This window comes from Dyella sp. BiH032 (genome assembly GCF_031954525.1).
Taxonomy (GTDB): Bacteria; Pseudomonadota; Gammaproteobacteria; order Xanthomonadales; family Rhodanobacteraceae; genus Dyella_D.
In genome coordinates this window covers 2,519,866-2,542,076 of sequence record NZ_CP134867.1, presented here as the reverse complement: position 1 = coordinate 2,542,076, position 22,211 = coordinate 2,519,866, and the positions used below count along the sequence as shown (strand labels likewise).

21 protein-coding genes are annotated in these 22,211 nt (G+C 66.4%); 15 read left to right on the top strand and 6 right to left on the bottom strand.

What is annotated here, in order from left to right; genetic code table 11:
* Window positions 1–31 precede the first annotated feature (31 nt).
* Window positions 32–154, bottom strand: a complete 123-nt coding sequence (locus tag RKE25_RS11390) for a hypothetical protein (RefSeq protein ID WP_311838214.1) — start codon at window positions 152–154, stop codon at window positions 32–34.
* A 347-nt stretch (window positions 155–501) separates the two neighbouring features.
* Here RKE25_RS11390 and RKE25_RS11385 point away from each other — a divergent pair, with 347 nt between their 5' ends.
* The 5 genes from RKE25_RS11385 (at window position 502) to RKE25_RS11365 (ending at window position 7,659) form a co-directional block, all read left to right on the top strand.
* Complete coding sequence (locus RKE25_RS11385; protein ID WP_311838213.1) at window positions 502–852, top strand: hypothetical protein; 351 nt, start codon at window positions 502–504, stop codon at window positions 850–852.
* 212 nt (window positions 853–1,064) lie between these two features.
* Window positions 1,065–5,849, top strand: coding sequence for an RHS repeat-associated core domain-containing protein (locus tag RKE25_RS11380; RefSeq protein ID WP_311838212.1), 4,785 nt, complete (start codon window positions 1,065–1,067; stop codon window positions 5,847–5,849).
* A gap of 460 nt (window positions 5,850–6,309) precedes the next feature.
* Window positions 6,310–6,663 (top strand): hypothetical protein, encoded by a 354-nt coding sequence (locus RKE25_RS11375; RefSeq protein ID WP_311838211.1) that lies wholly within the window; start codon window positions 6,310–6,312, stop codon window positions 6,661–6,663.
* Window positions 6,660–7,091 (top strand): RHS repeat domain-containing protein, encoded by a 432-nt coding sequence (locus tag RKE25_RS11370; RefSeq protein ID WP_311838210.1) that lies wholly within the window; start codon window positions 6,660–6,662, stop codon window positions 7,089–7,091. The genes RKE25_RS11375 and RKE25_RS11370 overlap by 4 nt, the downstream gene beginning before the upstream one ends.
* A 97-nt stretch (window positions 7,092–7,188) precedes the next feature.
* Window positions 7,189–7,659, top strand: a complete 471-nt coding sequence (locus RKE25_RS11365; RefSeq protein ID WP_311838209.1) for a hypothetical protein — start codon at window positions 7,189–7,191, stop codon at window positions 7,657–7,659.
* On the opposite strand, the gene RKE25_RS11360 is transcribed toward RKE25_RS11365, so the two are convergent.
* The 3 genes from RKE25_RS11360 to RKE25_RS11350 are packed head-to-tail and all read right to left on the bottom strand — an operon-like array spanning window position 7,649 to window position 10,978.
* Window positions 7,649–8,755, bottom strand: coding sequence for a hypothetical protein (locus RKE25_RS11360; RefSeq protein ID WP_311838208.1), 1,107 nt, complete (start codon window positions 8,753–8,755; stop codon window positions 7,649–7,651). The genes RKE25_RS11365 and RKE25_RS11360 overlap by 11 nt on opposite strands.
* Window positions 8,752–9,744 carry a zinc-dependent alcohol dehydrogenase family protein gene (locus RKE25_RS11355; protein ID WP_311838207.1) on the bottom strand — a complete coding sequence of 331 codons (993 nt, stop codon included), beginning with the start codon at window positions 9,742–9,744 and terminating at the stop codon, window positions 8,752–8,754. The genes RKE25_RS11360 and RKE25_RS11355 overlap by 4 nt, the downstream gene beginning before the upstream one ends.
* 13 nt (window positions 9,745–9,757) lie before the next feature.
* Complete coding sequence (locus tag RKE25_RS11350) at window positions 9,758–10,978, bottom strand: MFS transporter (RefSeq protein WP_311838206.1); 1,221 nt, start codon at window positions 10,976–10,978, stop codon at window positions 9,758–9,760.
* A gap of 259 nt (window positions 10,979–11,237) precedes the next feature.
* Here RKE25_RS11350 and RKE25_RS11345 point away from each other — a divergent pair, with 259 nt between their 5' ends.
* The 7 genes from RKE25_RS11345 (at window position 11,238) to RKE25_RS11315 (ending at window position 17,442) form a co-directional block, all read left to right on the top strand.
* Window positions 11,238–11,879, top strand: coding sequence for a cytochrome b/b6 domain-containing protein (locus RKE25_RS11345; protein ID WP_311838205.1), 642 nt, complete (start codon window positions 11,238–11,240; stop codon window positions 11,877–11,879).
* Between the two features lie 18 nt (window positions 11,880–11,897).
* Window positions 11,898–12,704, top strand: a complete 807-nt coding sequence (locus RKE25_RS11340; protein ID WP_311838204.1) for a universal stress protein — start codon at window positions 11,898–11,900, stop codon at window positions 12,702–12,704.
* Complete coding sequence (locus RKE25_RS11335) at window positions 12,701–15,220, top strand: cation-translocating P-type ATPase (RefSeq protein WP_311838203.1); 2,520 nt, start codon at window positions 12,701–12,703, stop codon at window positions 15,218–15,220. The genes RKE25_RS11340 and RKE25_RS11335 overlap by 4 nt, the downstream gene beginning before the upstream one ends.
* Window positions 15,221–15,295: 75 nt before the next feature.
* Complete coding sequence (locus tag RKE25_RS11330; protein WP_311838202.1) at window positions 15,296–15,709, top strand: universal stress protein; 414 nt, start codon at window positions 15,296–15,298, stop codon at window positions 15,707–15,709.
* Between the two features lie 8 nt (window positions 15,710–15,717).
* Window positions 15,718–16,155: a universal stress protein gene (locus RKE25_RS11325; RefSeq protein ID WP_311838201.1), complete on the top strand. Its 438-nt coding sequence runs from the start codon at window positions 15,718–15,720 to the stop codon at window positions 16,153–16,155.
* 3 nt (window positions 16,156–16,158) lie between these two features.
* Entirely contained in the window at window positions 16,159–16,845 is a 687-nt protein-coding gene (locus RKE25_RS11320) for a DUF2238 domain-containing protein (RefSeq protein ID WP_311838200.1), read from the top strand.
* 87 nt (window positions 16,846–16,932) lie between these two features.
* Window positions 16,933–17,442 carry a ferritin-like domain-containing protein gene (locus RKE25_RS11315; protein ID WP_311838199.1) on the top strand — a complete coding sequence of 170 codons (510 nt, stop codon included), beginning with the start codon at window positions 16,933–16,935 and terminating at the stop codon, window positions 17,440–17,442.
* 7 nt (window positions 17,443–17,449) lie between these two features.
* Here the strand turns inward: RKE25_RS11315 and RKE25_RS11310 are convergent, their stop codons facing one another.
* Window positions 17,450–19,096, bottom strand: coding sequence for an AarF/UbiB family protein (locus RKE25_RS11310; protein WP_311838198.1), 1,647 nt, complete (start codon window positions 19,094–19,096; stop codon window positions 17,450–17,452).
* A complete protein-coding gene (locus tag RKE25_RS11305; protein ID WP_311838197.1) occupies window positions 19,093–19,614 on the bottom strand; it encodes a hypothetical protein in 522 nt (173 codons plus the stop codon). The genes RKE25_RS11310 and RKE25_RS11305 overlap by 4 nt, the downstream gene beginning before the upstream one ends.
* A gap of 306 nt (window positions 19,615–19,920) precedes the next feature.
* On the opposite strand from RKE25_RS11305, the gene RKE25_RS11300 reads away from it, so the two are divergent.
* From RKE25_RS11300 to RKE25_RS11290, 3 genes are all read left to right on the top strand, one after another.
* Window positions 19,921–20,412 carry a hemerythrin domain-containing protein gene (locus RKE25_RS11300; RefSeq protein ID WP_311838196.1) on the top strand — a complete coding sequence of 164 codons (492 nt, stop codon included), beginning with the start codon at window positions 19,921–19,923 and terminating at the stop codon, window positions 20,410–20,412.
* 195 nt (window positions 20,413–20,607) lie between these two features.
* A complete protein-coding gene (locus RKE25_RS11295) occupies window positions 20,608–21,324 on the top strand; it encodes an HAD family hydrolase (RefSeq protein ID WP_311838195.1) in 717 nt (238 codons plus the stop codon).
* Window positions 21,269–22,189, top strand: a complete 921-nt coding sequence (locus RKE25_RS11290) for an NAD-dependent protein deacetylase (RefSeq protein WP_311838194.1) — start codon at window positions 21,269–21,271, stop codon at window positions 22,187–22,189. The genes RKE25_RS11295 and RKE25_RS11290 overlap by 56 nt, the downstream gene beginning before the upstream one ends.
* Window positions 22,190–22,211: the final 22 nt, after the last annotated feature.

The following is a 22,211-nucleotide window of genomic DNA, read 5'->3' as shown; positions in this document are numbered from 1 at the left end:
CGGCTGCGCTGGACGCGGCATTCGGTCTGCATCAGTGCACCGTCATGCCACGTGTGCGCTGTCCACTGTAGGCGATGGCCCACGGCATGGGCGCCACGAACGCTGTGTTCGGTTCGCCGGTGACGGGGTTGCATGGTTCCTGGCCGATCCGCATGAAGCGCTCCGCTGGCATGCCGCTAGGTTGGCGGAGTGGCGAAAAGGCGTGTTGACGTAGATCAAAACCGGATAGCGCGGTCAGCGCTTTGCCGTGGGCGCATCGGGCGAAAAAGGATCGCCGCCGGGTAGAACCGGATCGCCCACACGCCCGTCCGCATCGCATCTACAAAAGCGAGGCGTTCCCTGACATGCGGCACGAGGGTGGTTCGATAGGGTGTGAGGGTCGCCAGCGCTCCGCTCTTCGGACCCACGCCGGCGACCTTCCGATCAAGAAGAAAGCGCGGATCGCACGGGAGAGGAGCCCATGCGACCCGCTGACCACAACCAACTGAACAGGAGTCAGTTATGGCTGAGACCGATAGTACGGCACCCTTTTGCCCGAATGTTCCCCAAGCCCCCCTTCCCAGCAGCCCCTTGGGCCGCCCCTTCTATCCATACGACGACGAGACCGATCCGCGGGCGAACCTGCGCAGCGATCTCGCCGGCATCAGCATGGCGATCAACGCGCTGACGGGGCTGCTCGCCAACAGCGAGAGTTTTCGCGACCAGCAGGCGTGCAACGCGCTTGCCGAAGAGGGCGCATGGCCATTGCCGCCGGCCTGCGTGGAGGGTCTGTTCGCGGCGGTGCATTTCCTGAGCCGGTATGGGGAATCACTCAGTTATCGATACGGCGAACGGTGCGATGCGTTGGCGTAAGTGAGCGAGCGGCGCGCCTGTACCGGCGTGCCGCTTTTCGACAGCGCTTTCGACTTGCGGCTTCGTTTGCGAGGAATCCACGCGGCTTGTCATGACGCCACGAAAAAATTTGCCGACGGCCTGATTTATAGGAGCGCTCCGATACGAGCAAACGCCACGCCGCACCTACCATCGCCGGCTTCTTTCATCTCGATCAGCCAAGGAGACGGTTCATGGGGTCGGCCGTGCAGTGGATGCCGGTGTGGCGGGAGTCGTTGCATCGCCTGTGGAACGCTCATCTGGCGCTCGCGCGTGGCCGCAGGTCGGGTTTCGCAGCCATTCTTCTATTCGTCTTTGCTCTAGCGCACGCCCAGGGAAAAGCGGATACACCCGTTTCCTTTCGGCCATATAAAGACGGCTATTGGGTTCTGAGCGCCTATGACGGGCCATCCATGCACTATGAGGACATGGAAAGTGCACTCAGCGATGGTACGCAGCGGTGGTGCAAGACACTGGGCTACGTGGACTGCCAATGGTCAAATCCACGAGAAGTGGAGGATCAGCAATCCAACGATCGGTTTGTTTATTCGCACATCGAATACGACATTTACTACCGTTACGACTGGGACACCCCCGACACGCCCATCCGGAAGGCTCAGATCACCGATAACAGCCGTATCCGCCCTGCGCGCAGTTGCCCGCCAGGACATGTTCTGGCGGATTGGTTCGGCTTGAAGGAAGAGAACGCATCCATCTATAGCACGTCCGGACTTTTCACCTGCTTCGCAAGCCAGACCATCCCCAATCCGAAGGAACTTGGCTTACCCCACGAGCCCCTGGCGGGCACTTGTTCCGCCGACTCGACACTCGTCGGCAATCCGATCAATGTCATCGCCCTCAATAAAATCCAGGTAGTCGCCGACATTCCCGCGGCCGGCCATTCGCCCCTGCATTGGACGCGCATCTACAACAGCGGTGTCGGCCGTTACAGCAACGGCTGGACGGTCAAGCCCCAAACCCGCTTTATGGGCAGCTACTGGCGTGGTTCCTACGATTACTCTTTGGAGGCATCCCAGTACTACGACACCGTCCAGCAGGGCTATAAGCCAGCCATTCACGTGCATCGGCCCGACGGTGCCGTTCGCTTCTATCGCTTCGTCGATAACCGTTATGAGGGCGACCCCGACGATACGGCTCGCCTGGAAGCGGTGCCCGAAGGCGAAGGCGGCGGTTGGCGCTACTACGCTACGGACGATACGGTGGAAACCTACGATACCGATGGCCTGCTGCGCACGATCATAGACCGACAGGGACAAGTTCAGCGCCTCACCTATAGCGATGCCCAAACACCCGACGACATAGCCCATGGCCATCCAGGCCGCCTGATCGAGGTCGCCGACGCCCAAGGCCGCACCTTGCGCCTGACCTATGACGAAGCCGGACGTGTCGCCACCGTGGCTCGGCCGGGTGGCGAGTCCGTGGCGTATCGTTATGACGAAGCCACGGGCCAAGGCCTTGATGCGGACATGGTCGAAGCGATCTATGCCGACGGGTCGAATGCGCGCTATAGCTACGGAGAGAAAGACTTCGCCTCTCAATCCCGCCCACACCTGCTTACCGGACGATTCGACGCACTCGGAACGCGCATCGGCAGCTACCACTATGGTGCAGAGGGTCGCCCCCTTAAAAGCGAGGGTCCCGATGGCACCGGTTCGGCAATCGTGGGGTATATCTCCTCCGGCCTCACCACCATCACCGACGCCCGGCGGCAAGACCGCGACTACAGGTTCGAAACGATCAACGGACGCCGCCGCCTTACCGGCATCCTCCAACCCGCCGGCGCCGGCTGCCCCTCCGCCGCCAGCGCCCTGACCTACGACGACCAAGGCCGCATCCTCACCCGCAAGAACCACAACCAGCAGACCACCGCCTACGGCTACACCGAGGACGGCCGGTCCCTGGAAAACCTGCGCATCGAAGCGGTCGGCACGCCGCAGGAGCGCACGGTGCTCACCGACTGGCATCCGGACTTCCGCCTGCCGACGCGCATCCAGACGCTGCCCACCGGCGCGAATGGCGAATCCGCCGAGGCCGCGCAGACGTTGAGCCTGGACTACGACGCTCACGGCAATCTCCTTTCGCTCAAGGCAGAAGGCGCCAGCGCCGGCGCGCCACGCCGCTGGGCCTACACCTACGACGACGCCGGTCGCGTACTGACCGCCGACGGCCCGCGCACCGACGTCGAGGACATCACCCGCTTCACTTACTACCCGCAGGACGCCATCGGCTGCGCCGAGACGCCGGCCACGTGCGCTTATCGCCAGGGCGATCTGTGGAAGACGACCGATGCCCTGGGTCACGTCGCCGAAGTCACCCGCTACGACGGTGCCGGCCGCCCCCTGGCGATCACGGATGCCAACGGCGTCAAGACGGAACTGGCCTACACGCCGCGCGGCTGGCTGACCCAGTTGCGCGTGCACGGCGCCGCCGACGCCGTGACCACCTACGACTACGACGCCAACGGCCAGTTGACCAAAACCACCGACCCGGATGGCGTCACCCTGAGCTACACCTACGACGCCGCGCACCGCCTCACCGGCATCCAGGACGCGCTGGGCGGCCGTATCGATCTCACGCTCGACGCGGCCGGCAGCGTCACCGCCGAAACCGTCGCCGACGCCAACGGCCACGTGGTGCGCTCGCTCACCCGCGCCTTCGATGCCCTGGGCCGCATGAAGACGCTGACCGGCGCCGATGGCAAGGCCACTGCCTTCGAATACGACGCCCACGGCAACCTCACCAAGATCACCCGCCCGCTGGGCCAGGTAGTGCGGACCCAGTACGACGCGCTGGAACGGGTAGCCCAGCAGATCGGCGATGCCAGTGGCCTGAAGGCCACCATCACGCAGGAGCACGACAGCCAGGATCAGCCCGTCGGCGTCACCGACCCGAAGGGCCTGCTCACCCGCTACGACCGCAACGGGCTGGGCGACCTGCTGCAGCAGCACAGTCCCGATACCGGCGCCACCACCCAGGACGTGGATGCCGCCGGCAACGTCATCGGTCGTACGGACGCGCGCGGGCAAGTGCAGCAGCTGCTCTACGACGCGCTGAACCGCCCCATCGAAGCCAGCTTCGACGGGGCGCCCGAAGAAACCATCCGCTACGCCTACGATCACGCCGACGCCGCATGCCCCGTCGGCGAAACCTACGCCATCGGACGCCTTTCCCAAGTCAGCGACGCCAGCGGCCACACGGCGTACTGCTACAACGCCCTCGGCCAGCTCACCCGCAAGCGGCAGACCACCGGCGACACCACACTCGAACTGGCCTACGCCTACACACCGGCCGGCCGCCTCGCCTCGCTGCGTTATCCGGACGGACATACGGCGGTGTACTCCCGCGACGCCAACGGCTGGATCGCCAACGTGAGCGTGACGGACGCCCAAGGCGCCGACACCGCGCTGGTGAAAGACGCCACCTACCTGCCCTTCGGCCCGGTCGCACAATGGCGCTACGGCAACGGCCGCGCGCTCGCGCGCCACTACGACGCCGACGGCCGCCCCGTCACTATCGAAGACACCGCCCCCGGCGGACTCGCCACGAGCTTCGGCTACGACGCCAACGGCCGGCTGACCACTCTCGGCCAACCCGGCACCGACACACCGCTGCTCAGCTTCACCTACGACAACCTCGACCGCCTCACCGACACCCGCGACGGCCCCACCGGCACCGTGCTCGAAAGCTACCGCTACGACCTCACCGGCAACCGCCTCGCCTTCATCGACGCCCACGGCGAACAGGCCTACGACTACCCCGCCGACAGCCACCGCCTCACAAGCGTCGCCGGCCAGGAACGCCGCTACGACGCCATGGGCAACCTCCTCGCCGACGACACCCGTGGCCGCCAGTTCACCTACAACGCGATGGGCCGCATGGCCGAGGTCAGGCAAGGCGCCAGTGTGCTTCGCCGTTATGCGTACAACGCGTGGGGTGAGCAGGTGCGCAAGACGGATGGTACCGAGGCGGGCACGACGCTCACGCTGTACGACGAGGCCGGGCATTGGCTGGGTGACTACGACCATGCCGGCGAGCCGAAACAACAAACCGTCTGGCTTGGCGACCATCCCGTCGCCCTACTGCAAGCCGATCACACGTACTACCTGCAAAGCGACCACTTGGGCACACCGCGCGTAGTGATCGATCCGGAGCGGGATGGGGCGGTGTGGCGGTGGGATTTGAAGGGTGAGGCTTTTGGTAGCACGGCGCCGGATGAAGATCCGGATGGGGATGGCGCAGCCTTCGTGTTGGATACGCGGTTTCCGGGGCAGCGGTATGACCGGGCCACGGGGCTCTACTACAACTATCAGAGGGATTACGACTCCGTGATGGGGCGCTACGGCCAGAGCGACCCCATCGGTTTGGAGGGCGGAATCGGTACATATGCCTACGTGGCAGGGAACCCAATTTCATCGCGTGACCCAAGTGGAGAGTGCCCTTGGTGCCTAGTTGGAGCAATCGTAGGAGGTGGTGCCAATCTTGCGTTTCAGCTTTATCGAAATGGCAATAACTGGGATCAGGTTGACTGGCAGCAGGTCGGATTGTCCGCCGCAGGAGGAATGTTGACTGGCGGCATTGGTACTTTGACCGCAGTTGCGAAAGTCGGAGTTGTTGGAACTATTGCCGCCAATAGCATCGGAGGAGCAATTGTGGCCGGCCACCAGCAAATGGCAAGTAATTACCTGCAAGGAAAATGCCTTACGGATGGAATTGAAGACACCATGTTGAAGGGAGGAATTTTCGGTGGGCTGGGGGCCGGAACGGGTTACCTCACGAACGCAGCCGTCGGAGCGGCATCACGTGCTGCGTTCAATAATTTGACGCTCAATCAACAGTTATTTGCGACATCGAACGCTATAGCAGGCCCGTATTTATCGAAGTCTGCAGCAGCCTGGGCGGCCGGCGGCACTGTGACAGGAAATGCTCTATCCACAATTGTATCGAATGCAAATCAATAGATATGAAGATTTTTCTCTTTCGTCTCGGATTTATCATCATAGGCACTCTAATCGGCGGAGGGTGCGGGTGGCTTGGCGTTCTAATTTGCTATATTTTTAAAGTGAGCATGAACAGCCTTCAGGATTCGATAATTGTTCTAGGTTTTGGATCATTCGGATTGGCGACTGGGCTATGGACAGCTTTTACATTCAAAGCTCCACAATACGACTAGTTGATCGCCGACGAAGCTCTGTCACGTATTAACTTTCCACGCCAGCAACGGCCACTCAATTAAAAAATTTAGCCCATTAAAATTGAAGTTAATGAGAATTGCATAAAACGGTGATCCAGGTCATGCGGTCTGTTGATAGCGCCGACGGCCGCCCGTCACCCCGAGCTATCACCGGAATTTCCGAGCTAATTTGTAACAAAAATTTACAATAAACCCATCAAACAATCTGGATGTGCGGAATTAGAAGCATGATCAACGATTACTTGCTACTTATCTTGCATTTTACCGCCTGGTCCCCAGGCCTATTTGCCGCACTTCTTTGTTATGTACAACTCCTCCTCTTCTTCAATCGATTCAATAAAATCATTAAATGGACACTCGCATCGCTATCCTACGCAATTATGATACCGATAGGATTAGCGCCACTCATCACCTCAATGGATATCAACGGAGCCATTAAATCAGACGTGTCAAAAGGTAACGTAATAGCCGTGATTTGCCTACTTTACGCCCTCGCATGGACGCCAGCTTTCATTTACATAAGGAAATTTATTCCTCAATTACGTCGCGCAGGCTACTTAAGACCGACACCGCGCTGGTGAAAGACGCCACCTACCTGCCCTTCGGCCCGGTCGCACAATGGCGCTACGGCAACGGCCGCGCGCTCGCGCGCCACTACGACGCCGACGGCCGCCCCGTCACTATCGAAGACACCGCCCCCGGCGGACTCGCCACGAGCTTCGGCTACGACGCCAACGGCCGGCTGACCACCCTCGGCCAACCCGGCACCGACACCCCGCTGCTCAGCTTCACCTACGACCACCTCGACCGCCTCACCGACACCCGCGACGGCCCCACCGGCACCGTGCTCGAAAGCTACCGCTACGACCTCACCGGCAACCGCCTCGCCTTCACCGACGCCCACGGCGAGCAGACCTACGACTACCCCGCCGACCGCCACCGCCTCATCGGCGTCGCCGGTCAGGAACGCCACTACGCCGAGTATATGAGCTGGATAAATGTCGCCTAAAAAATTAACGACGGCAAAAGAACACCGAACATCCAAAAGCTCTAAGCCACGACCATACGCCATCCGAGCTGCACGAAGCAGGGCTGCCCGAAATAGCTTGGCAGCGCTGCATCTGATCCCTGCATTCCTTCTTGTCGCAACAACGACAACCTCTCTAGCCGAGTCCCTGAAAGGACTTCGCCAGCCAATTTTTTTTACTGCATTCACTTTGATGGCGCTCGCCTTCAACAGCGGTCGATTCAAGTACATCGCAAATCTGACCAGTTGCACGCCTGGTCAGGCGCCCGCTGGCGTTCTACGAAGCCTGAAAGGACTTACCGTCGCGGTGTTCTTGGCCTGCTGGACGTTGCTGGCAATTCACACATACCGGGGTTTTAGTGCCGATCGCTCGTCTCTCGGCGAACTCATGCTCGTCCCTTTCAGTTTGTCTCTATACACAAGAGGCTTGCTGTTTCTCTGGAGGCCCTTCTGGCCACTTGCCTTTCTTATCTGCATTCCCCTCACTTACATCATGGGCTTTGCGTGCCTGGCCATTGCCTTGCTCACTCGGGCTTCGATCAATACCTGAACACCGCCAACCCCAACTCCACCGCGATCAACACGATGATCGTCACCTCCAACAACCCCGCCCTGCTCACCGCCGCTTCGTCGTACAGCGCGGCATACGTGTCGCGCACGATCGCCAGCTTGCGGTCCACGGCGGCGCCGAGGGCGGGGACGCCGAAGAGTTCGAGGGTGGTGGTGTAGACACGGGCCAGGTAGGGATGGCCGGTGACCTGGAGGGCGTTGTCGACGCGCTCGGTCAGTTCTGTGACTTCGGCGACCAGGGTGTAGAGGTGGCGGGCGAGGCGCGAAAGGCGTGCGGGGGCGGTGATGGGAGAAACGGCGCGGGTGCGGTCGACCAGGTCGTACATGCGGGGCAGCTCGGCGTCGAGCAGCACGCTGTAGTAGCGCAGTTCCAGCAACTGGGCGTTGGCCACGTCGAGCACCGCCGCCACGCCGGCGTCGCCGTCGGGCTGGTACAGGAAGGCGCGGTCGCGGGTGATCACCACGCAGTCGTCGGCGCGATAGGCGAAATGGTGGCGCAGCAGCGCATCGCGCGTATCGCGGGAGAGCGGACGAGGGTCGGCGGCGAGCAGCGGGACCAGGTCCACGAGCTCGCGCAGGTCGCCCGTGGGCGGTTCGGCGAAAGCATCGACCACGACGAGTTGGTAGTCCTCCAGAATCACCGATGCACTGGGCCTTTCCAGCGCGTCGCCGATGCGCGCGGTCACACGTTCGAGCACCGCCTGCCAGGTGCTCGCATGCGGCGCGCCCATCGCCTCTTCGGCGTGCCGGGCGAAGGCCACGAAGACCGGCCAGTCCATGTCCCGTACGGTGAAGGCGACGGACAGGGTGACGGCACCGAATTCGTACAAGTGCGCGGCGACTTCCCCGACGACGACGGCGCCGCCGACCTTCACCTCCACGGGTTCCAGACGCAGTCGCACCGGCGGTTTGCCGAAGGCCAGCGCGCCCGGTCGCTCGTCGATCAGCGGCACATCCGCGCAGAGGTCCCGCGCGCGCTGCAGGTCGATCGCGTAGGCGACGTCGTAGAGCCGTTGCGTGATCACCCTGCCCCGGCTCACGGCGAGCACCGGCGCGGGGGATGCTTCGGCGCTCATGGCGGCACCAGTACGGCTGCGCCTTGCAGGCGCCCGGCGCGCAGGTCCGCCAGTGCGCGGTTGGCATCGGCCAGCGGATAGCGCCGCACGTGCGTCTGCACCTGCGCGCGCGCCGCGGCGGCTAGGAAGGCATGGCCGTCTTCGCGGGTAAGGTTGGCGACCGACAACAGACGTCGCTCTTCCCACAACAGGCGATAAGGAAAGCTGGGAATGTCGGTCATGTGGATGCCTCCGCACACCACCGTGCCACCTTTGCGCACGGCGGACAGCGCGATGGGCACCAGTTCTCCGGCCGGCGCGAAGATGATCGCGGCGTCGAGCGGTTCCGGCGGCGGTTCGTCGGTGGTGCCCGCCCAGGTCGCGCCCAGCGAGCGTGCGTGCACCTGCGCTGCGAGGTCACCGGGACGGGTAAAGGCATACACGCGCCTGCCCTCCGCGCGAGCCACCTGCACCAGGATGTGCGCGGCCGCGCCGAAGCCGTAGAGACCCAGCGCCTTCCCTTCGCCCGCCAGACGCAGCGCGCGTCCGCCGATCAAGCCCGCGCACAACAGCGGCGCGGCGAGCGCGGCATCGGGATAGTCGCGCTCGGGCAGCGGCAGGCAGAACGCCGCATTGGCGAGCACATGGGTGGCGTAGCCGCCGTCGCGGGTGCAGCCGGTGAATTCGGGCCGGTCGCACAGGTTCTCGCGTCCGTGCACGCAGTAATCGCAGACGCCGCAGGCACCGCCGAGCCAGGGCACGCCGACGCGGTCGCCGGGCTTCCACATCGATACGCCGGCGCCCAGCGCCTCCACCACGCCGACCACCTCGTGCCCCGGCACCACCGGTAGGCGCGCCTGCGGCAGTTCGTCATCGACCAGGTGCAGATCGGTACGGCAGACGCCGCAGGCCAGTACGCGCAGGCGCACCTCGCCCGGTCCCGGCACAGGGTCGGGGCGGTCCTCGCCGACCAGCGGCGTCATGGGATAACGCAACACCATCGCGTGCATGCGGACTCCGAAGCTAGGACTGGGCGCGGTGGCGCCCGTCGCGCCGCCACAGCGGCAGCAGGATGGCCAGCGTCAGCACGGCAAACGCTGCGCCAGCGGCGAAGGTGGCGCGCGAGCCGTAAGCGCTCCACAGTGCGCCGGCGATCACGCTCGCCGCCAGCATCGCCAATCCGCCCACCAGGTTGAATACGCCGAACGCCGTGCCGCGCAACGAGGGCGGCGCCACGTCCGCCACCAGCGTAGACAGCACGCCTTGCGTCATGCCCATGTGCAGGCCCCACAGCAGGATGCCTGCCACCAGGCCCGCCATGCCGCCGGCATAGGCGAGGCAGAGGTCCGCCGCTCCCAGCAACAGCAGCCCCGGCGGCAGCAACGCGACGCGCCCCACGCGATCGGCGAGCACGCCTGCCGGATAGGCGGTAAAAGCGTAGGCCACGTTCATCACCACCAGCACGGCCGGGATCAACGCCATCGCCAGACCCAGCTCCTTCGCCCGCAGCACGAGGAAGGCTTCGCTGAAGCGTGCCAGAGTGAACACGGCGGACACCGCGACGATCCACCAGTAGCGCGCCGGCAGCTTGCCCAGCTCGCCGCGCCAGTGCAGGCCGATGCCGCGCCATGCCGGCGGCCCGTCGGCCGGATCGCGCACCACGAAAGCGATCAGCGCGAACGAAGCGAACGCCGGAAGCACCGCGATCCAGAACACCGTGGGAATGTGGTCGGCCGTCGCCCACATCAGCACGATCGCCAATGCGGGTCCCAGGAAGGCGCCCACCGTGTCGAGCGACTGGCGCAGGCCGAAGGCCGCGCCGCGCAGGCCGGGCGGCGCCAGGTCCGCCACCAGCGCGTCGCGCGGCGCGCCGCGGATGCCCTTGCCGACGCGGTCCACGAAGCGCGCCGCGACCACCCAGCCCACCGTGGACGCCAGCGGAAACACCGGCTTGGTGAATGCAGCCAGGCCATAGCCGATCGCCGCCAGCAGCTTGCGCCGTCCCAGCCAGTCGGAGAGCGCGCCGGAGAAGATCTTGGTGATGGACGCCGTCGCCTCGGCCACGCCTTCGATGAAGCCCACCGTCAAGGTGGATGCGCCCAGCACGGTCACCAGATACACCGGCAGCAAGGCGTGGATCATCTCGGAGGAAACATCCATCAGCAGCGAGACGAAGCCTAGCTGCCACACGCCCGCGGGCATGCGCCGCCAGGCGCGCTCGCCGCTGGTCAGGGAATCGGCCATGCCGCCACTCCACGTCCTGCCATGCCCATGGGCCTCGCTCGTCGATCGTCCCGCTGCACCGGCCCGCGCTTCGTCGGACCGCACTTCGTCGAATCTCGCGCGCCATCGCTTGCCGTTGGCGGCAGTCTGTGCACCCTGCGGTGAATACACCGGCAAAGCTTAGAAAAGCCTTCGGCGATCGCGACTTGATCCACATCAATCCGCCCGGCGCCGGGCCAGTCTGTAATGCACGCAAGTCTCTTCCGCGGCACCCTTCGCCATGACGACCGGCAAGCCCAGCCTCATCGAGGCCTCCCGCCAGCGCATCCTCGTCTGGGACCTGCCCGTGCGGCTCTCGCACTGGCTGATGGTGGCCTGCTTCGCCGGCGCCTGGATCACGGCCGAAGAAGACCAGTGGCGGCGGCTGCATGCCGTGCTCGGCTACACCATGGCGCTGCTTGCCGCATTCCGCATTTTCTGGGGCGTGATCGGCACGCGCCACGCGAAGTTCAAGCATTTCGTGCGCGGCCCACGCGAGACCTGGCAATACGTCCGTCGCATGCTGCGCGGGAACCCGCCCCACTACACCGGGCACAACCCTGCCGGCGCAGTGGCGATCGTCGCGCTGCTGGCCATGACGCTGGCGGTCACCTTCTTCGGCTGGCTGGCGTATTCCACTCAGGCCGAGTGGCTGGGCGAAACGCACGAAGTGCTCGCCAACCTGATGATCGCCCTGGTCGGCCTGCACGTGGCCGGCGCGCTCGCGGGCAGCTGGCTGCACCGGGAGAACCTGGTACGGGCGATGGTCACCGGCCGCAAGCTGGGGCGGCCGGACGAAGCGACGGAGCGGCCCATGCTGCTGGTCGCGCTGATCATGCTCGCCTGCCTGGCGGAGTTCTGGTGGCTGGAATGGATCACGTAGCAAGCGCTGGAGCCTGCCATGCTCGAATTTCTCGTCGACATCGACCCGGACCGTGACGATACCGCCCTGCTGCGATTCGCCTTCGCCCTCGCCCGCCAGCACGGCGCGCGGCTGACCGGTCTGCAGGTGGTGATGCTCAGCCCCACTGCGATGCTGGCCATGCCGGACGCGATGCTGGTGCTGGACGAACAGGAGCAGGCCGCCCTCGGCCGCCGCGACTGGTGGCGCGAGCTGTGCCGCGGCCACGGCGTGGAAGGCGGCTGGGAGGCGTATCGCGGGTTCTACGAGGCGGTGTTGTCCAGGCGCGCGAGCTTCGCGGATTTCGTGCTCGGCAGGCTGTCGCGCGAAACGGCGCGTCTGGCTTCCGGTTTCAATCCGCTTGGCCGCGTGCTTTCCACCGACGCTGCGCCGATGCTGCTCGTGCCGGAGCACTGGCCCGGCAAGGACGGCGTGCGCAAGGTAGCAATCGCCTGGAACGGTTCCACCGAGGCCGCTCGCGCGATCCGCGCGGCGGCACCGCTGCTGCTGCGCGCCGACGAGATCGTGGTGCTGGACGGCGCCTCGCGCGTCCGCGCCAACGCGCGGCGCATTCCGTTGGCGCTGGACCACTGGCTGGAGCGCCACGCGCTGCAGGCGCACTGGGAAATCCTCGACGAGGAAGATGACAACGGCCAGTCCCTCCACAACCGCGCGAGCGGCCGCGGTGCCGACCTGCTGGTGATGGGCGCCTGGGGACATTCGCGCGCGAACGAGTGGCTGCTCGGCGGCGCCACGCGATACCTGCTCCAGCACAGCGAGGTCCCGCTGCTGGTGGTCGAGGCGTGATCCCGGCGGCATCCACGCCGCCTCCCGTCACCGGCCTGAGCGAGGCCGCGGCGCGCGAGCGCCTGCGGCGCGACGGCCCCAACACGCTGCCCGCCAACCGGCCCAGGTCGCTGTGGGCGATCGCGCGCGGTGTGCTGATCGAACCGATGTTCCTGATGCTGCTGTTCGCCGGCGCCGTCTACCTGGCGCTGGGCGAACGCACGGACGCGGTGTTCCTGCTGGCCTCGGTGCTGGTGATCATCGGCATCACGCTGGCGCAGGAACGCAAGACGCAGCGCGCGCTGGAAGCCTTGCGCGACCTCTCCGCGCCGCTGGCGCGGGTGATCCGCGATGGACGCGAACGACGCGTGTCCTCGGCGGACGTGGTGCGAGACGACGTGCTGGTCTTGCGCGAAGGCGACCGTATCGCGGCGGACGCGGTCATGCTGGAAGGCCTTCTGGAAGCCGACGAATCGCTGCTCACCGGCGAGTCGGTGCCGGTGGCAAAGCGCGCATCGGGCGACGGCGCGACAGTGTTCGCCGGTACCCTGGTCACGCGCGGCCAGGGCATGGCGCGCGTGACCGGCGTTGCCGCGGACACCGCGGTCGGCCGGATCGGCCAGGCGCTGGCATCCACCGTGGAAACCACCTCCCATCTGCAGCGGGCCTCGCGCGGGCTAATCCGCCGCTTCAGCCTCGCCGCGCTGGTCTGCGCCATCGGCCTGACCCTGCTCAACTGGCTGTGGGATGGGCATCGCCTGCTCGACAGTCTATTGGCGGGCGTCGCCCTGGCGATCGCGATCCTGCCCGAGGAATTCCCGGTGATCCTCACCGTGTTCCTCGCGCTCGGCGCATGGCGCATCGCGCGGCAGCGCGTACTCACCCGTCGGATGGCGGCGGTGGAGACGCTGGGCGCCATCACCGTGCTGGCCGCGGACAAGACCGGCACGCTCACACAGAACCGCATGACGCTGGCGAAACTGGATACCGGCAAAGACACGTTCCATGCCGATGCCACGCCGCTGCCGCCAAGCTTCCATGAACTGGCCCGCCTAGCCCTGCTGGCGACACCACCGCGCTCGGCCGATCCGATGGAGCACGCCATCCGCGCATTCGGGGCGCAACATCTCGGCGAGCGGGACTTGGTCCTCGCCGATCGCGCGGTCAGGGAATACGCGCTGACGCCCGAGCTGCTGGCCATGAGCCGCGCGGTGCCGTTGGCCGATGGGCATTTCGCGATCGGCACCAAGGGGGCGCCCGAGACCGTGATGGAGCTGTGCGGGCTCGACTCGGCCGAACAGCAGCACTGGGACCGCCGCGTGCGCGCCATGGCGGACCGCGGGCTGCGCGTGCTGGCGGTGGCGGCGGCCGGCTGGCGCGGCCCCTCCTGGCCGGCCACGCAGCGCGGTTTTCATTGCCGTTTCATCGGCCTGATAGGGCTGATCGATCCGCCGCGCGAGGACGCACGCGCCGCCGTCGCGGAATGCCGCGCGGCAGGCATTCGCGTGCTGATGATGACCGGCGACCACGAAGCCACCGCGCGGGCCATTGCCGCGCAGGTCGGCCTGAGTGCCGCGCCGCGGGTGCTCTCTGGCGCGGACGTGGACGCGCTCGGTGATGAGCAGCTCGCGATCCGGCTCGCCGAGGTCGATGTGTGCGCGCGCGTCCAGCCCACGCAGAAGCTTCGGCTCGTGCGCGCGCTGCAGCGGCGCGGCGAGGTGGTGGGCATGACCGGCGACGGCGTCAACGACGCTCCCGCGCTGAAGGCGGCCGACGCTGGTGTCGCGATGGGTGGCCGTGGCACCGACGTAGCCCGCGAAGCGGCGGCGCTGGTACTGCTGGACGACAACTTCGCCAGCCTGGTTGCCGCGATCCGGCAAGGACGACGCATCTACGACAACATCACCAAGGCCACCCGCTTCGTGGTGGCGGTGCACGTGCCGGTGGTGGCGCTGGCCTTGCTGCCCAGCCTCCTGCATTGGCCGATCCTCTTGATGCCGGTGCAGATCGTGCTCTTGGAGCTGCTGATCGACCCGGCCTGCTCCATCGTGTTCGAAGCGGCGCCTGCCTCGCCCGACAGCATGCGCCGCCCGCCGCGCCCCATCGGCGAATCGCCGTTCCGCTTGGCCAATCTTGGCTATGGCGTGGCGCAGGGCGCCGGCCTCGCAGCGATCCTGGCCATGACTTACGGATCGGTGCTCGCGGTGAGGGATGCCGCGGAGCTCGCGCGCGGTACCGCTTTTCTCGGCCTGATAACGGCGGTGCTGCTGTTGACGCTGGCCAACCACCAGCCGGCGCTGCCGTGGTGGCGGATCGGCTGGCGGGAGAATCCCTGGCTCCTGTGCATCCTGGCCGCAGGAATGCTCATGCTGGCCGCGGTGGCCGCGTTCGCGCCGTTGCGCGAAGCGGTCGGTCTGGGCGAGCTGGATGGCGATGCGCTGGCCCTGCTCCTGGCGCTGGTGCTTGCCTGCACTGCTTGGCTGGAAGGTACTCGACGCGCGCTGTGCCGCTGGTGGCCGTCGCTGGCCGACGGCTGATCTTCGCATTGACGCAGGTCAACATGGGTGGGCGCCAGCTCCGCTTTGATGGCTTCATCGCGAGAAGGAGCGAGCATGAAAATCCTGCTGCCCGTGGACGGAAGCACCTACAGCACGCGCGCCGCCCGCTATCTGGTCAAGCACTGGCCGGTCGATGCCGCGGTGACGCTGCTCAACGTGGACGCACCGCTGCGCGAATCGATCGCGGGCCATCTGGACGCGGACAGCGTAGCGCGCTTCCATCTGGACAACGGCACCGCCGCGCTCAAGCCGGCCAGGCGCGTACTCGCCAAGGCGGGCCACCTGTTCGAGGAGCGGCTGCTGGTCGGCGATCCGGGCACCGAGATCCTGCATCTCGCACAGCGCGGGCGCTATGACCTGGTAGTGATGGGCTCGCACGGGCGCGGCGTGCTGAAGAGCCTGTTCCTCGGCTCGGTGGTGGTAAAGGTGTTGTCCGGCTCGAACGTGCCGGTGCTGGTGGTGCGCTGAGGCGCGTCATGTTCCGTCGCCTGCTGGTTCCCATCGATGGCACGTCCACGGCGCTGGAAGCGGTGGACGCGGCCATCGCCGTGGCACGCCTCTCCCACGCGACGCTCCACGTGCTCCATGTGGTGCCCTCGTTTCCTTCCGTGGCGTATCTGGCCGAACGCGTCCATGCGACGCGCGACCTGTACGAGGAGGAAGCCGCCGCGCGAGCGCTCGTCTGGCTCAGCGAGGCGCGCGAACGCGTGCTCGGCGCGGGCGTGCCCTGCGAGAGCAGCTATACCTTCGCCGCCCGCATCCATGAAGCGATCGTCGACGCCGCGCGGGACTATGACTGCGACCTGATCGTGATGGCCGCGCCCCTGCACCTGGGCCTGCTGCCGAGCATGTTCACGCGGGAAATGCGGGCGGTGATGCAGGCTAGCGACGTTCCCGTGCTCGCCTGGCGCTGACCCATGCCCGACGCAACGGATGCGCGTTCCAGCCCCCGTCTCCCGCTGCTGTTGCTGGCGGCGTTCGCCGCGATCTGGATCGCGCTCGCCATCGCGCCGCTGTACCGGCAGGACTGGCTGCTGGAAAACGCGCTCGTGCTGATCGCGGTGCCGCTGCTGGTCTACGGCTATCGGCGGATACGTCTGTCGAATGCGGCTTATCTGGCGCTGTTCGTGTTCTTCGCATGTCACGAAGTCGGCGCGCATTACACCTACTCCAAAGTGCCTTACGAGTTGTGGCTATCGCACGTTGGCCTGTCGCTGGCCTGGCTGGGGCGCAACAGCTACGACCGGCTCGTGCATTTCCTTTACGGCCTGCTGGTGACGCCGGCTGCCGCCGAGTTGTTCGCCGCCGTGGCGCCGCCGCGCGGCATCTGGCGCGGGATCCTGCCGGTGAGTTTCATCATGTCGCACTCGCTGCTTTACGAGTTGATCGAGTGGGCCGCAGCCACGGTCTTCGGCGGCGATCTGGGCATGGCCTATCTCGGCACGCAGGGCGACTCCTGGGATGCGCAGCACGACATGCTCGCCGCCACGGTGGGAAGCGTGGTGGCGATGACGCTGCTGCTGATCGCGCGGCGTGGGGAACTGACGCCACAGCTCACACGCCAACGCCGCGGACAGGTGCGCCATCGCCACGTGAATCCATGAACGATCGGGGGCCAGCCGGACGAGGGCATGGCTGCCGGGCACGCCTCTTGCTGCACTGAGGCACCCCTTTCGCCAGCGAGGCCGCCGATGAATACCGCACGCGCCCAATTGCTCGACTGGTTGCGCAACGCGCATGCCATGGAAGTGCAGTCGGAGGAGATGCTGAAGACGCACATACGCCGCCTTCACCATTACCCGCAGCTGCGGGACCGCATCGTCAGCCATTTGGCGGAGACCTGCGAGCAGCAGGCGAAGCTGGAGCACTGCCTGCGCGAGATGGGTGGCGAGCCCTCCGGCTTGCGCGAGTTCAGCGCACGCTTCCTCGCGCTCGGCCACGGGCTGCTGCAGGTGGCTTCTACCGACGAGGTGGTGAAAAGCCTGGTGCTTACGTATTCCTTCGAGTCGATGGAAGCGGTGGTCTACCGCACGCTCATGACCTCCGCGGAGGTCGCCGCGCAACCGGAAATCGCCGGCGTGTGCGAAGACATCCTGCGCCAGGAGGAAGCGATGGCCGAGTGGTTGCGCGAGCATCTGCCGGACATCGTGCGGCAGTACCTGGTGCGCCTGGAGCTGCCGGGCATCCAGGCGAAGCGCTGAGTCGCGGCTAGCGGCCCGCCTCGCCGTCATCGGGCGGCGAGCGGTCGCGCCGCAGCGCATTGACCACCAGGCCGAAGCCGATGATCGCGGCCAGCGCGAACATCACGGTCGCAACGTAACCGTAGCCCGTGCCGGGCGGTGCCACGCGCGCGATCAGCGCGCCGGCGATCAGCAGCGCCGCCGTGATCACCCCGGCGGCGATGCGGTTGGCGATCTTCTGCAGGTTCTCGATGAGATGCGACTCCTCGAGCCCATCGATGCGCAGGCGCAAGCGGTTGTCGGCGAGCGTCTCGATGAAACGCCCGAGCTGCCCCGGCGCGTTGATGGCGAACTTCTGCGCCTCCAGCAGAAGCGAACCGCCCTTGGCCTGCGAAACAGGGCTGATCAGCTGCGAGGCGACCACTTCGAGCAGGCGCCGACGCATCAGTTCGCGCGTCGGCAGGTCGTGCGCCAGCCGCTCCAACGCCGGCTCCAAGTTCAGCAGCGCGCGACCGAGCAGGCTCAGTTCCGCCGGTGGACGCAGGCCGTTGTCGGCGCCGATGCGGGTAAGCGCGAGCAGCAGGCGGCCTTCCTCCAGCCGGCTGCGATCGCTGGAGCTGGCGTAGCGCAGAACCGCATTGCAGACGGCGCGCCGGTAGGCGGCCCGGTCCAGTTCCGGCAGCACCACGCACAGACGCTCGCAGATGTCGGCCACGCCGTCGCCATCGCCGTCGGCGGCGGCCAGCATCAGGCGCAACAGGTCGTTGCGCATGGCCGGCGACAGGCTGGTGACCATGCCGAAGTCGAGCAGGCACAGGCGCCCGTCGTCCATCATGACCAGATTGCCCGGATGGGGATCGGCGTGGATCAGGCCGTGCACGAAAACCTGGTCGACGTAGGCCGAAAGCAGTTGTCCGGCGAGCCGTGCGCGAGCCAACTGCTGCCCTTGCGGCCCCGGCGCGGCGCCGAGCTTGTGGCCACGCACGCGCGCCATGGTGAGCACGCGCGACGTAGTGAATTCGAAGTACGGCGTGGGAATGTACAGCGCGTGGTAGTCCTCCAGATTGCGGCCGAACGTATCCAGATGATTGGCTTCGGCCACGAAGTCCAGCTCGTTGAGCAGGCTGCGCCGCAGCTCGGCGATCCACGGCACGAAGCCGTAGCGGCGGCCGACTTCGGTGTGCCGTTGCGCGGTCATCGCCAGGCGTTCGAGCGCATCGAGATCGGAGCGGATGCGCTGCGCGATGCCGGGACGCTGCACCTTGACCACCGCGTCCATGCCGTCCGGCAGCACGACCGCGTGCACCTGCGCCAGCGAGCCCGCGGCGAGCGGCACGGGGTCGAATGCGCGGAATACCATCTCGGGCGGCGCGCCGAGTTCGCGCGTCAGCACCGTGCGCACGGCCTCGGCATCGATCGGTTCGACGCTGTCCTGGATGCGCGTCAATGCCTCCAGGTACGGTGCGCGCACCAGGTCCGGGCGGCAGGACAGCGCCTGCCCCAGCTTGATGAAGGCCGGCCCCAGGCGTTCGAGATCCTCCACCAGGCGTTGCGGTTGGCGGCCGTCCGTGAGATCGGCTGGGCGCCGATGGCCGGGCACGCCGCGCAGCACGCCGGCACGGCGGTAGCGCATGACGAACAGGGCGATGCGCGAGTAGCGCGAGAGGTAATTCATCCGCCCCGCTCCGCGTGGCGGCGCACTGTTGCGCCGCCGTGCCGGGCCGTCGCCAGATACAGGCCCAGCCCGAACACCGCATAGACGCCAACCATCGACGCGCGGCTCAGATGCGCCTCGAAACCGGGACGCAGGCGCTTGGGCGTGACGGTGTAGTCCACCGCGGCGGCGAACAGGCCTACGACTGCGGCGCGCCGCAGTTGCACGCCGCGGCTCGCGGTCGGTCGGCGCGCGTTCCAGGAAGCGTAAAGCGCGCTCCACAGAAACGAACACCCCTGGTGGACGGCGTAACCGACCAGCGTGTAGCGGATGCTTCTTTTGCGCCGGCGGCGCGCGCGCCTGCCCCATAGCCACTGGCTGGTCGCGTTGATCCCCGCACTGGCGGAGCCGGCGTTGCGCAGGCTGCACGCCGCCACCATCAGTTCCGAGGCGATGCCTGCGGAAACGCCCGCGCGAAGCGCGCTGGTCAGCGTCGAAGGCGGGTGGAAGGAGCGATGACCGGCGGTCGGAGCGTGCATGGAAGTCGTCGTGGAAACGGACGCGCGCGTCCCGTGAATGCCATGGTCGGCGCTTGAGGCTGAAAGTCGCGCCTGTGACGGATGAACAGACTCATCCACAACGCCACAATGAAACACTTTCATTCGGGTGGAAGAAATTGCACGCGCCGCTGCCTGGCATGAACGCATGCCACCGCGCAGTCTCCGCGTTCACCGTGGTCCGACGTCACGTTCACCGGCGACGCGCGATCAATCGCCTCGTTCCTCCCGCATCGAGCGCGCACCAGCCGCACTCATCCATCGACATCAACCCAGCAGGAGCCAGGCATGAATGCGATCGATTTGCTCATCAGCGACCACCGCACCGTCAAGAAGCTGCTCGAAGAGCTGTCCGAAACCACCACGCGCGGCGTGAAGACCCGCGAGTCGCTGGTCGAGAAGATCGGCGTCTTGCTGAAGGCGCATACCACCATCGAGGAAGAGATCTTCTACCCGGCATTCAAGAATGCGGGCGACCAGGAAGCAGCGAAGATGTTCTACGAGGCCATCGAGGAACACCGCGCCGCCGGCGAACTGGTGCTGCCCGACCTGCTGCAGACCGAGGCCAGCGGCGAGCAATTCTCCGGGCGCGCGAAGGTGCTCAAGGAGCTGGTGGAACACCACGTGCAGGAAGAGGAGCGCGAGATGTTCCCGCAGGCCAAGAAACTGCTCGACGCCGACCAGCTGAAGGAGCTGGGCGAACAGATGTTCCAGCGCAAGCAGGAGTTGCTGAAGGACAAGGAAGCGCTGCTGCAGGAGACCCTCAGCGAGCGCGCCTGAGGCAGGCGGAGCGGACCAGGCGGGTTGGGGTGAGCCGGGTGTGCGCCGGCACGATGCGTGACCGTGGAGCGCCCGGACCGGTGCAACGAGCGCTCACCCCAACCCGCCTGGCCCGCCGGTGCGGGACGCTACTCGCCCGGCGCGCTGGGACGCGCTATCGTTCTGCGTTCTCCACAGCAGCACGAGCGACGTACCGTGATCGAATGGGTCGGTTTCGACGGCGATGACACCCTCTGGCACAGCGAGGGCTATTACCAGGAGGCCCATGCCGAATTCGAGCAGATCGTGGGCCGCTATGTGGACCTCGCCAACCTGCGCTTGCACGATCGCCTGCTGGCGGTGGAACGGCGCAACATCAAGCTGTTCGGCTACGGCGCCAAGGGCATGACGCTCTCGCTGCTGGAGGCGGCGATCGAAGTCACCGGTTCGCGCATCAGCGCGGCCGACCTGCACCGCATCATCGGCATCGGCAAGAGCGTGCTCAGCCACCCGGTGAAACTGCTGGACGGCATCCGCGACGCCGTGGAAGCGGTGGCGGCCACCCATCGCATCGTGCTGATCACCAAGGGCGACCTCTTTCACCAGGAACAGAAAGTCGCCGCCTGCGGCCTGGCCGACCTGTTCCATCGCATCGAGATCGTCTCCGAGAAGGACGAGCGCTCGTATGGCCGTCTGTTGGAGCAGTTCGGCGTAGGCGCCGAGCGCTTCGCCATGGTGGGCAATTCGCTGCGCTCGGACATCGCGCCCGTGGTGCAACTCGGCGGCTGGGGCATCTATATGCCCTACCACGTGACCTGGGCGCACGAGACCGACACCGACTTCGCCGCCGCTTCCCCGCGCGTGGCGCAGGTGAAGGATGCCAGCGGCATTCCTGCTGCGCTGGCCGAGCTGGGTCTGCGCGCGGCGGCGTGAGGGTGCAGCGATGAATGCCGATGCCTTGCCCGACCGCGACGCCGACCGAGGCCTGGCCGAGGATCGCGAGCGGCTGCGCCGGTTCGTGGACGCGCATCCGCGGCTGTTCGTGCTGACCGGCGCGGGCGTCAGCACCGACTCGGGCATTCCCGACTACCGCGACAACCAGGGCGACTGGAAGCGGCCGCAACCGGTGACGTACCAGGCCTTCATGGGCGACGAGCGCACACGCCAGCGCTACTGGGCGCGCAGCCTGGTCGGCTGGCGGCGCTTCTCCCGGGCGCATCCCAATGCTGCGCACCTGGCGCTGGCCCGGCTGGAAGCGGCCGGCGGCGTGGAGACACTGCTCACCCAGAACGTGGACGGGCTGCACCAGGCCGCCGGCAGCCGCAAGGTGATCGATCTGCACGGTCGGCTGGACCGCGTGCGCTGCATGGCCAACGGCCATCTGCTGCCGCGTGTGGAGTTCCAGGTCGCCCTGGAGACGCGCAACCCCGAGTGGGCAGCGCTGGACGCCGGCGACGCGCCGGACGGCGATGCGGATCTGGAAGGCCACGATTTCTCGCGCTTCCAGGTGCCGGACTGCCCCGTCTGCGGCGGCCTGCTGAAGCCGGACGTGGTGTTCTTCGGCGAAGGCGTGCCGCGCGAGCGGGTGCAGGCCGCCATGGCGGGGCTGGGTGCGGCGGACGCCGTGCTGGTGGCCGGGTCTTCGCTGATGGTGTTTTCGGGGTTCCGTTTCGTGAACGCCGCCGCCAAGGCCGGCAAGCCCATCGCGGCGGTCAATATGGGGCGCACCCGGGCGGACGCCTTGTTCAGCCTGAAGGTGGAACGGCCGGTCGGCACCGCCCTGGCCTTCCTTGCCTGACGTCCAAGCGGGCCCTAGCGGC